General features: G+C 41.5%; 3 protein-coding genes. 2 read left to right on the top strand and 1 reads right to left on the bottom strand.

The genetic code is table 11. The features are described 5' to 3' along the window. Window positions 1-448 (top strand): cobaltochelatase subunit CobN (locus tag F6K49_RS45895; protein WP_293109001.1); only part of this gene is annotated, 448 nt, incomplete at its 5' end. Between the two features lie 175 nt (window positions 449-623). Here the strand turns inward: F6K49_RS45895 and F6K49_RS45890 are convergent. Further along, window positions 624-773 carry a hypothetical protein gene (locus F6K49_RS45890; RefSeq protein WP_293108998.1) on the bottom strand — a complete coding sequence of 50 codons (150 nt, stop codon included), beginning with the start codon at window positions 771-773 and terminating at the stop codon, window positions 624-626. A 316-nt stretch (window positions 774-1089) separates the two neighbouring features. Between F6K49_RS45890 and F6K49_RS45885 the strand changes: the two genes are divergently transcribed. Continuing rightward, complete coding sequence (locus F6K49_RS45885) at window positions 1090-1566, top strand: CYTH domain-containing protein (protein ID WP_293051327.1); 477 nt, start codon at window positions 1090-1092, stop codon at window positions 1564-1566. Window positions 1567-1755: the final 189 nt, after the last annotated feature.

Here is a 1755-nt window from a genome sequence, read left to right as displayed (position 1 = left end):
CGAAAAGCAAGGGGGTAAGACCGTTAATGCCAGTTTTGTGGAAAGTTCGTCAAAGAATACTACACCCCGGAAGCTAGAGGATTTGTTGCGATTGGAGTATCGGACAAAGTTACTCAATCCCAAGTGGGCTGAGGCGATGGCCAATCAGGGGTCTGGGGGAGCTTATGAGATTTCCCAACGGATGACAGCATTGATTGGTTGGGGGGGTACTGCTGATTTTCAAGATAACTGGGTGTATGACCAAGCAGCAGATACTTATGCCTTGGATGAAGAAATGGCCAAGAGGTTGCAACAGGCAAATCCTGAGGCATTTCGCAATATTGTAGGCCGGATGTTAGAGGCAAATGGACGAGGATTCTGGGAACCGGATCACGAAACCTTACAGAAGTTACGGGAGTTATATGATCTCGCCGATCAGGAGATTGAAGGCGTGACGGCTGTAGGATAAGAGAGTGTGGGGTGACCGAGTGTGGGAATCGGGTGAAAATCTTGCTCGTAGTCATCCCGATTCCTAAACCTGAAAATCTTTAACTTACTCGTTCACCCTACCCTCGTTTACCCTACATCCGTTTAGGCAATCAATAAGAGTGTGAGTATAGTTCTTTTATCCTAACTAAACTCGTTCACCAGATGTTATGGCCTTTGCCTGAATAGCCTTGTTCGCTAGAGTCTTTAGTTTGCTTTTCTAACTCTTCAGCTAATTTGGCAAATTTTTTCATTTCATCAATTAATGCTGCTGCTCCACTATTTTGGCTTGTTGATTGTTGGGACATCGATGTTTATCCTGATAATTTTACTTACATTAGCCGCACCGTAGATTTACTCATAGAGGAACTCTACGAAATTGGCTCTCTATTTTTAGATTTCTTGGGACAATAAAAGAATCCGGATTAAGTCTGGTAGTTTAATATGAAGCGATCGCTAACTAAATAGGCAAGATTATAAAGTTTTTGATTACTATAGCAATAAGCAGAATGCTTCGGATTTACTCTGATTTTAAAATTCACAATCAACAATAGTCAATGAATAATGGTCAATTTTAAATTAACCAATCACTAATAATAGCTATTTACACTATACTTTGTACCCATGGCAACTGAAATTGAACGCAAATTCTTAGTTAAAGGCGAAGAGTGGCGGAAACTAGGCACTGGTAGTGTTTATCGCCAAGGTTACATTCGTACAACCAACCGCACTACTGTCCGGGTTCGCCTGGTGGGAGATCAAGGATATCTTACTATCAAAAGTCCCAAGGTGGGTTTTTCTAGAAAAGAGTATGAGTACCCTATCCCAGGCTCCGATGCTCAAGAAATGCTCGATACTTTGTGTCAGGGCCCCCTAATTGAGAAAACTCGTTATAAAATTGAACACGCTGGCTTGATTTGGGAAGTAGATGAGTTTGCTGGGGATAATCAAGGATTAATTTTGGCAGAAGTTGAACTAACTGATGAAAATCAGGACATTGAACTACCAGAATGGATTGGAATTGAAGTATCTGATGATCCGAGATACTTCAATTCCAATTTAGTTCAGCATCCCTATACTCAATGGTTACACAGAATCTAGGGTATAGGGTGTGGGGTGTGAGGTATTGGGCAAGAGAATTTGTACTTCTCTATCAGGAGTTATTTTAATTAGCGGCTTCGGGTGCTGGCAAATGGTCTACTAATTGCTCAACAGATTCTACATCAATGGCCACATCCATTAACTGTTCTAACTTTTCGACACTCAACCCCTTCACACGAGCTTGAATCT

The sequence above is a fragment of the Moorena sp. SIO3I6 genome (assembly GCF_010672095.1).
The sequence above is the reverse complement of the archived record's forward strand: the minus strand, read 5'-3'. Positions and strand labels throughout refer to the sequence as shown.